This is a genomic window from Shewanella sp. CAL98-MNA-CIBAN-0140 (assembly GCF_040309905.1).
In the GTDB taxonomy this organism is placed as follows: domain Bacteria; phylum Pseudomonadota; class Gammaproteobacteria; order Enterobacterales; family Shewanellaceae; genus Shewanella; species Shewanella psychromarinicola.
The window spans coordinates 1-253 of sequence record NZ_JBEOPI010000239.1; the positions used below are offsets into that span (position 1 = coordinate 1).

The 253-nt window shown below is 68.8% G+C and carries 1 protein-coding gene; it reads right to left on the minus strand.

The features are described 5' to 3' along the window. Positions 1-253, minus strand: a 253-nt coding sequence (locus AAEY93_RS20910) for a PLP-dependent transferase (RefSeq protein ID WP_351079640.1), incomplete at both ends; no start/stop codon positions are given.

Sequence of the window (253 nt, forward strand, 5' to 3'; positions counted from 1 at the left end):
GGGCCAGGGCCAGGGCGTTACTGCAATGGCGCTCCATGCGCAGCGCCAGGGTCTTCACCCCGCGCAGGGTGAGGAAGGCGTCGAACGGCCCGGAGATGGCGCCCACCGAGTTCTGCAGGAAGCCCAGGCGCTCGCGCAGGTCCGGGTTGTCGCCGACGATGGCGATGCCGCCGATCACGTCGGAATGGCCGTTCAGGTACTTGGTGGTGGAGTGCACCACCACGTCGAAGCCCAGCTCCAGGGGGCGCTGGAT